This window comes from Halanaerobium sp., from assembly GCF_003070835.1.
The window spans coordinates 1-8,131 of sequence record NZ_QBLR01000151.1; the positions used below are offsets into that span (position 1 = coordinate 1).

Genomic DNA, 8,131 nt, shown 5'->3' on the forward strand with positions numbered 1-8,131 from the left:
TTTAGTTACCGCCGGAAAACCCGCCTCTTTTAATTCAGAAAGAACCGTTGAACTTTTTTCCGGTCTGATAATCGCCTGCAATAATTTCACTTATATCATCCCTTCTCGCTCTCTTAATCTGCTACTCGCTTACTCACTGCTAATTTAGTACTTTTTAAAATAGTTAAATTCAAATAAAGATTAACTCAGTCAGCTTCTAAAACTACACCTCTAAAATACCAAAGTCCATCATTAACTGTTCTAACTCATCCTGCTCCATTGGATCTGGAATTACAAAGAGTTCATTGTCATCAATTGCCTTTGCTAAATTCCTGTATTCCTGGGCCTGATCTGATTCCGGGTCATAGGCAATAACAACTTTTCTGTTAATCTCAGCTCTCTGCACAATATTGTCCCGGGGTACAAAGTGAATTAGCTGACTGCCAAGTTTTTTAGCAAAAGATTCCAGCAGTTCCAGCTCACCATCAACCTGACGGCTGTTGCAGATAATTCCTCCCAGTCTTACTCCCCCGGATTCAGCATATCTTTTAATACCTTTACAGATATTATTTGCTGCATAAAGTGCCATTAACTCTCCACTTGCTACTATATATATTTCCTGTGCTTTACCCTCTCTGATCGGCATTGCAAAACCACCACAGACAACATCACCCAGAACATCGTAAAATACATAGTCAAGTTCATCAGTATAGGCTCCTAAACTCTCCAGCATGTTAATTGAGGTTATAATACCACGACCAGCACAGCCTACACCAGGCTCAGGTCCCCCAGATTCTACACAGCGAATATTTTCAAAATCTTTACCGCGCTTTAAGATATCATCCAGCTCAATATCCTGTCCCTCTTCTCTTAAAGTATCCAGAACTGTCTGCTGGTCCATACCCCCCAGCAGCATTCTGGTTGAATCAGCTTTGGGATCACATCCAACCACCATGATTTCCTTTCCCATCTCTGCCAGTGACGAGGTTAAATTCTGAGTTGTAGTTGATTTTCCAATACCACCTTTTCCATAAATCGCTACCTGTCTCAATTCTTCTTTCATTTTTTTTCCTCCTAGAGTTTGATATTATATTATAGACATTCGAAATTTATTCGAATATTTATAACCTTATTGAATTATAAATTTAAATCACGGTAGAGAATGAGTTTTTTTATATTTCTGCTCATTTATGTTAGGTTTTAAATTTATTATCTAAAGTATAACATCATAATTGGTATTTTCAAGTGTATAATTGTATATAAGCTAAATATATAACATGAAGGTGTCATTTATAGCTGGATACAAAAAAACCTGGATTAGCAAAAACTGCTATCCAGGTCAGATATCTTTTAATTCATTTTCTGTTAAAGCTCTTTTTAACTCGGTAGATTTTCTTTTAATCTTTTTTAATTTCAGTTCAGCTTCTTTAAGGCTCAAATAAAGACCAAATTCTCTATACTTTGCGATCACTGCTTTTTTCCCGGAGTGTTTTCCAATTATAATTTCCCGTTTCAACCCGACTTCTGCTGGAGAAAATGCTTCATATGTAGTGGGATTTTTCAAGATACCAGCTACATGAATACCAGATTCGTGCTTAAAAATATCTTTTCCAATTACTGCTTTATTAACAGCCGGAAAATCGTTTAAATACTCTGCCATTAGCCGACTTAACTCAAAGAGTTTTTCTGTTTTATATTTGCTGTCTAGAGCTTCAATCTTTTTTAAGATCATCATAATTTCTTCTAGCGCTGTTCTCCGGTAAGGTTTTTTGCTAAAACCATTAAAACTGGCACAAATGCCTTGAGCACCAGCTTTATAAGCTGCCAGTGATGCTGCAGCTGCTGTCTGGAAGACATTACTGCAGTTTACTTCCAGTTCAAAATCAGCGGTGCTGATAATAGCCTCTATTCTTTGCTTAAATTTTAGCGGCTCAATTACAGTTTCTGCTTCCTGATAGGAAAATCTATTAACTCCCCTTGTACGGCAAAAATCAGCAAGCTCCAGGATTAAGTTCAAATTGACTGCAGAAGCGTTTTGGAACTCGACTACTATTTCCAGACCCTTTTCCTGAGCATAATAGATGCTTCTCTTTAAATCAGTCAATAATAGATCTGCCGACTTCTTATAAACTAGCCGTCTGAACTGTAAATTTTTTAATGAAACAGAAATAACTGCAGTATCTACTTCTGCCTGCCATGATTTTTGTAGATCAGAAATTAAGGGCCTGTTCCAGCTGCGAAATTTCAGCCTTTTCTTTGCTGCAATTTTCTTATTTTTTTCAGAGATACTCCCAGCTCTAAATTCTTCTGTTAAAGCTGCTGAGCCTATTTCGACTTCTTCTATTCCCATTTCTGTCATTATTTTAATTATCTCAGCTTCTGTGCTCTTAAGAGCTGCCAGGTCAAGCAGCGGCAAATTTCTAAAAGTGATATCTGTCAGTTTAGTTTTCGGCACAATAAACACCTCCCCAGTTAGAAAAAGACCCCAACCTTAAATGGCCGGGATCTTTTCTGAACTTACTGTATAGTATTTAGCAACTCAGTTTTAAATGAGTTATTAAATTACTGTACTTCAACACTTTCATTGACAATATCTCCATCTTCAATCTTCCAGATACCAATAGCTCCCATACTGTCTCCAACATCATTAAAGAGTACAGGACCGGAAGCACCCTCATAGCGAATTTTCTCTCCAGCTTCAATTAAGTCTTTAGCTTTATTCCATTCATTGATATTAACTACCATTCCGTCTTCAGCTAAGACTTCATTAATAGCATCTCTAATGGCCGGACCTTCTGTACTTCCAGCTTTTTCAATTGCCAGAGCCAGGACAAAGGTGGCATCAAAACTGGTATCAATATATGGTTTAGGTGGAATTTCGCCAAATTCTTCTTCATAAAGCTCGGTAAATAACTCTGGACCCTCTCCACCAGGCATGGAAGTTGGTGCTGTACCACGCATTCCTTCCAGATACTGTTCAACACCCTCTGTAATTTCAGGTGCTTTTAAACCATCTGTAAAGATAAATTCATCAAAAAAACCATTTTCTAAAGCCTGTCTGATAATTGTGATTCCACCATCATCAGTGTAGGCAATTAATAATAAAGCATCCGGATTGTCTTCAGCAGCTTCCATCAGTTCACTTCTATAGGAAACTTTGTTTGGTTCAAAAGCAATTGAGGCAGTTACCTCTCCACCTCTTTCTTCGAACTGCTCAACTACTGCATCATTTAAACCCTGACCATAGTCATTATTCACATAAATTACTGCCAGTGAATCATGATTTAAGTCTGCGGCCAGATTACCGGCAACTACCCCCTGTAAACTATCAGAAGGTACTGTTCTAAATACAAATCCATCGTCATCTAAATTAGTCAGTACTGGTGAGGTAGAAGCAGGAGAGATCAAAACTACCTCACCGGGAACCGTAACACTCTCAGCAACAGGGATTGTAACACCACTTGATAAAGCACCTACTATGGCATTGATCCCATTTACAGAAACTAACTTCTGGGCCCCATCAACTCCTGCCTGGGGATTTGTCTGGGTGTCAACATTAACTAACTCCAGCTCTCTTCCCCCCAGCAGACCGCCCTGTTCGTTAATAATTTTTTGAGCCAGCAGGGTACCATTACGGGTAAACTGCCCATAAGAAGCAAGTCCACCAGTAAGCGGCATTAAAGTACCAATTTTAACAGTTTCCTGAGCCAGGGCCCCGCTAACAGTCAGAGACAGAAACAACATTAACAGCATTGTAATCAAGATTTTCTTTTTAAACATTATTTTTCCTCCTCTTATTCTCTCTACTTGTTATATTTAAAAATACTCAGCTAAGAGTAAATTTCAGACTCATATTTTAATATTTTCTTTCTTTAGTGCTGTAATTTTTATAACCTGAATTAACGAAAATTTAACCATCAGCTGTTGTCGAAGCACTGCTGTATTTCTTTTCTCCAAATAAACCCTGAGGTCGATTCAGTAAAATTAATTCTAAAAATACTCCAATCAGGATTACTCTGATAGCAGCGGCCTGAGTTGTGTAAGCAGCAGGCAGCATTCCTGTTAAAAATTCAGTTCCTGTCCAGATTCCCCAGGTCAAAAAAGCACCGACAATCGAGCCAAAGTTATTAGCACTACCACCAATAATCAGCATTATCCAGACTAAAAAGGTGGCCTGCATCGGTCTAAAAGCCTCCGGTGAAATAAAGGAAGTAAAATGGGCGTAAAGGGCACCCCCAACTCCCATCATAAAAGCACCAAGGATAAAAGCCTCCATCCGGTAGCGAACTACATTTTTACCCACAGCTTTAACTACCTCTTCGTCTTCTCTAATCGCTCTCAAGATTCTACCCCAGGGAGAGTTAATCCCTTTTTCGCTGAGATAATAAAAGAGGGCGATAATTAAAACTACAATTAATAGAAAAAACAAATTATAGTTTGAACCAAAACTACCAGCCATCGGTTTTGGGATTGCTGAAATACCTCTAACACCATTACTCAACCAGGCTTCATTTTTGATTACCAGTCTGATTATTTCGGCAATACCAATTGTTGCTATTCCCAGATAGTCTTCCCGCAGTCGAATTGTTGGAATTCCTACCAGCAGTGCCACCAGAGCCGATATCAGCCCTGCAGCCAGCAGCCCGATAATAAAGGGCATTCCAAAACCACCCAGGTGATCAGGTGAGGGCCCTTTGGTCATAATTGCTGAAGTATAGGAGCCAACTGCCCAGAAACCAGCAATCCCGATATTAAAAAGCCCCGCAAAACCACGCTGCATATTCAAAGCCATAGTCATCACTGCATAAATACCAGCAAAAATCAAAAAGAAAACTAGATATGAAAAAACACCTGCAAAAGTCATCTATTTACACCTTCTTTCCCATTAAACCAGAAGGTCTAATAATTAACATTAAGATCATAATTGTAAAGGCAACTGCCGGCTTGTAGGCTGCGGAAATTATCAGAGTTGACATTTCCTGAGAAATACCAATTACCAGCCCCCCAAACATTGCCCCATAGGGACTGCCAATTCCTCCCAGAATAACCGCCGCAAATAATGGCAGCAGTAAATTCCAGCCCATTACCGGGGTCAGATGGGTATCAAAAGCAAGTAAAATACCTGCCGCTGCAGTCAGCACACCGCTCATTGCCCAGGTCCAGATAATTACTTTTTCTGTATTAATCCCAGTTATCTGAGCCAGATCAATGTTGTCTGACATTGCCCGCATGGCTTTACCCATTTTGGTTTTACTTAAAAATAAGTGAACTGCAATAACCAGGGTCAGAGCCAGAACTAAAATTATGATCTGATTTTCTTTAATTCTCAGCAGCCCTCCAGCCAGAACAATCGGCATCTGAATAGCTTTCTCATAAAATTGATTCTGCGGACCCCAGAATAATAAAACCAGATTTCTAATGATCAAAGCAGCTCCGACAGAAGAAATCATTACAATTACCGAATCTCTTTTCTTTAAATGTCTGTATAAGATAAGATTTAAAAGGATTGCTGTACCCGCAGTTAATAATGCTGCTAAAACAAAAGCCAGCCAAAATGGCAGGCCCAGCTGTACCTTAAATAAAAAAGCAAAATAAGCACCGAGTGTCATTAAATCACCATGTGCAAAATGTCCAAACTTCAAAATCCCATAAATTAATGATAATCCAATTGCACCCAGTGCTATAATTGATCCGAGTATTACTCCATTCAAAAACAACTGTAAGACCATAGACTTATCCTCCCAAAAAGAGCTGCGCTACTTCTTTATTCTCAAGTAAGCCTCGCCCACTATCTTCGTATTTTTTTTCACCAGCAGCCAGCACATAACCTCTATCTGACATTGCTAAAGCTTTTTTTGCATTTTGTTCTACCATTAAAATTGAAACTCCTGTTTTATTAATTTCTTCAACTTTTTCTAAAATTAAATCGATAAACATCGGTGCCAGTCCGGCTGTTGGTTCATCTAAGAGCAGCAGTTTGGGCTCCATTACCAGAGCTCTGCCAAAAGCCACCATCTGTCTCTGCCCACCACTTAAAGTACCTGCTTTTTTCTTTCTCTTCTCAATTAGCGGTGGAAACAGATTATAAATTAAATCAAACCTGTCGCTGAGCTTCTTTGTTGATACATAAGCACCCAGTTCCAGATTTTCTTCCACGGTTAAAGTTGGAAAAATATTGTCAGTCTGTGGTACAAAAGAAAGTCCTTTTTTTATCATCTGGTCAGTTGCTGTAGCTGTTAAATCACTGCCCAGATAATTAATTTCTCCGCCCATAATATCAACTAGAGAAAAAATAGATTTTAAAAGAGTGGACTTTCCGGAGCCGTTGGGCCCCACAATGGAAACAATCTCTCCCTGTTCAACATTTAGAGAAATACCGTGGATTATCTCTATTTCACCATAACCGGCATAAATTTCATTAATTCTCAACAATAAGACCACTCCTTAAGCCGTTTTTTCTCCCAGATAAGCTTCTAAAACCCGGGGGTTGCTCTTAACTTCAGCCGGAGTTCCTTCAACTAAATGCTTACCGTCATTCATTACAATAACTCGATCACAGATATTCATTATTAAATCCATATTATGCTCAATCAAAAGTATAGTTTTTCCTCTTTCTTTTAATTTAATAATATTTTCTGCAATTTTATTCAATAAAGTCGGATTAACACCGGCTCCTGGTTCATCCAGCATAATTAATTCTGGATCGGCCATTAATGCTCTTCCAAGTTCCAGCAGTTTCTTCTGTCCACCCGATAGGTTAACAGCCATCTCATCAGCCAGGTGAGTCATCTCCAGAAATTCTAAAGTCTCAAAAGCTTTAGCCTCAACTGACTTTTCTTCTCTACTTACTTTTGCCGAATTAAACCAGCTGTTCCAGAGGTTTTCTCCACTCTGTCCTGAAGGTACAAGCATTAGATTTTCCATAACCGTCATCTTTTTTAAAGTTTTCGGGATCTGAAAAGTTCTGGCCAGACCAAGACGCGCAATCTGGTGCGGTGCAAAATTATTTACTTTCTGCTCAGAAAAATAAACCTCCCCCTGATCAAGATCTAAAGATCCGGCAATTAAATTGAACATCGTTGTTTTGCCAGCTCCATTTGGACCAATTAAACCAGTAATCGTATTCTTTTCTACTTCAAAAGAACATTCGTCTACTGCTCTAAATCCACTAAACTCTTTTACTGCACTTTTTACCTTTAACATAAAACATCTCTCCTTTCTACTCATCTACTCAATTTGTTAGCTTTATGTTAATTTGCTTTAATACTAATCCTTTTTATGGCAGGTGTCAAGTAGCCCAGTTACAATAAAGTTTTTAATCCCATTATCCAGGGATACATTGCTTCTTATTATCCATTTTATTCTTTTTAAACAAATTATTGGTTTTGTTTAGCCAGTTTAGATTGACTTATCTATCAGCATTATTATATAATTTAAGCAATAGAAGGGTGGGTAAGAAATATGAAAATAAGCAAATTATTAGAGAAGAATTTAATTAATCTTGATCTCAATACTAGTGATAAAGAAGAAACTTTAAGAGAAATGGTTAATTTATTAAAAATAGGGGATAAAATTCAGGTCCAGAATAAATTTCTGGCAAAAATAATTGAGAGAGAAAAAGAAGGCAGCACAGGTTTTGGGAGAGAAATTGCGGTCCCCCACGGTAAAAGCGAAACAGTTAACGAATTATCCCTGGCTATTGGCAGATCAAAACCAGGAATTGAATATCACAGTCTGGATGGAAAAAAAGTAAAACTGATATTTATGGTAGCTGATTATCCAGATTATTCACCTAAATATTTAAAATTAGTTTCGACTCTTGTCAGCTGGCTGAGAGAGGATGATTTCAGGAAAAGCTTACTTGAGGCAGAAGGAAAAACAGAATTTATAGAGCTTTTTAAAGAAAAAGAAAGATCTACTGAATAACAGCAGATCTTTCACCAGAATTTAAAGATAAAATAATATCTATTCTTTTATACCCTGGGTAGCAATTCCTTTAACGAAAAACTTCTGGGCCAGTAAAAATACAATTAGAGTTGGAATTACCACCATGATAGTTCCTGCCATAATAATTCCCCAGTCCCGTTCTGAAGAACTGGCAAAAAGCATTTTTACTCCCTGCTGAGCTAGCTTTTTTTGATCATCATTAATA

The 8,131-nt window shown here is 38.0% G+C and carries 9 protein-coding genes and 1 pseudogene; 1 reads left to right on the forward strand and 9 read right to left on the reverse strand.

All coding sequences use genetic code 11. From position 1 onward, the window contains the following. From CI949_RS20955 to CI949_RS13515, 8 genes are all read right to left on the reverse strand, one after another. Positions 1–90 (reverse strand): P-II family nitrogen regulator (locus CI949_RS20955; RefSeq protein ID WP_365941664.1); only part of this gene is annotated, 90 nt, incomplete at its 3' end. 112 nt (positions 91–202) lie between these two features. Continuing rightward, the gene (gene nifH / locus CI949_RS13485; protein WP_108140022.1) at positions 203–1,030 is read right to left on the reverse strand and encodes a nitrogenase iron protein; all 828 of its coding nucleotides are present in this window, start codon (positions 1,028–1,030) and stop codon (positions 203–205) included. A gap of 288 nt (positions 1,031–1,318) precedes the next feature. After that, a complete protein-coding gene (locus CI949_RS13490; protein ID WP_108139992.1) occupies positions 1,319–2,434 on the reverse strand; it encodes a hypothetical protein in 1,116 nt (371 codons plus the stop codon). 107 nt (positions 2,435–2,541) lie between these two features. Next, positions 2,542–3,759, reverse strand: a complete 1,218-nt coding sequence (locus CI949_RS13495) for an ABC transporter substrate-binding protein (protein WP_108139994.1) — start codon at positions 3,757–3,759, stop codon at positions 2,542–2,544. Positions 3,760–3,889: 130 nt separating this feature from the next. Further along, complete coding sequence (locus tag CI949_RS13500; RefSeq protein ID WP_108139996.1) at positions 3,890–4,843, reverse strand: branched-chain amino acid ABC transporter permease; 954 nt, start codon at positions 4,841–4,843, stop codon at positions 3,890–3,892. A gap of 4 nt (positions 4,844–4,847) precedes the next feature. Continuing rightward, complete coding sequence (locus CI949_RS13505) at positions 4,848–5,708, reverse strand: branched-chain amino acid ABC transporter permease (protein ID WP_108139998.1); 861 nt, start codon at positions 5,706–5,708, stop codon at positions 4,848–4,850. A gap of 4 nt (positions 5,709–5,712) precedes the next feature. Further along, entirely contained in the window at positions 5,713–6,411 is a 699-nt protein-coding gene (locus CI949_RS13510; protein WP_208109006.1) for an ABC transporter ATP-binding protein, read from the reverse strand. A 12-nt stretch (positions 6,412–6,423) separates the two neighbouring features. Next, positions 6,424–7,182, reverse strand: a complete 759-nt coding sequence (locus CI949_RS13515) for an ABC transporter ATP-binding protein (RefSeq protein ID WP_108140002.1) — start codon at positions 7,180–7,182, stop codon at positions 6,424–6,426. A gap of 258 nt (positions 7,183–7,440) precedes the next feature. On the opposite strand from CI949_RS13515, the gene CI949_RS13520 reads away from it, so the two are divergent. Further along, on the forward strand, positions 7,441–7,905 hold the full coding sequence (locus CI949_RS13520; protein ID WP_108140004.1) for a PTS sugar transporter subunit IIA: 465 nt from the start codon (positions 7,441–7,443) through the stop codon (positions 7,903–7,905). 39 nt (positions 7,906–7,944) lie between these two features. Here the strand turns inward: CI949_RS13520 and CI949_RS13525 are convergent. Continuing rightward, positions 7,945–8,131: pseudogene (locus CI949_RS13525) on the reverse strand (carbohydrate ABC transporter permease); the annotation flags it as partial.

Bases quoted from the DNA above. Each gene is read 5' to 3' on its own strand.
- CI949_RS13505 (WP_108139998.1), bottom strand. From the start codon at position 5,708: ATGGTCTTACAGTTGTTTTTGAATGGAGTAATACTCGGATCAATTATA.
- CI949_RS13500 (WP_108139996.1), bottom strand. From the start codon at position 4,843: ATGACTTTTGCAGGTGTTTTTTCATATCTAGTTTTCTTTTTGATTTTT.
- CI949_RS13520 (WP_108140004.1), top strand. From the start codon at position 7,441: ATGAAAATAAGCAAATTATTAGAGAAGAATTTAATTAATCTTGATCTC.
- CI949_RS13515 (WP_108140002.1), bottom strand. From the start codon at position 7,182: ATGTTAAAGGTAAAAAGTGCAGTAAAAGAGTTTAGTGGATTTAGAGCA.
- CI949_RS13495 (WP_108139994.1), bottom strand. From the start codon at position 3,759: ATGTTTAAAAAGAAAATCTTGATTACAATGCTGTTAATGTTGTTTCTG.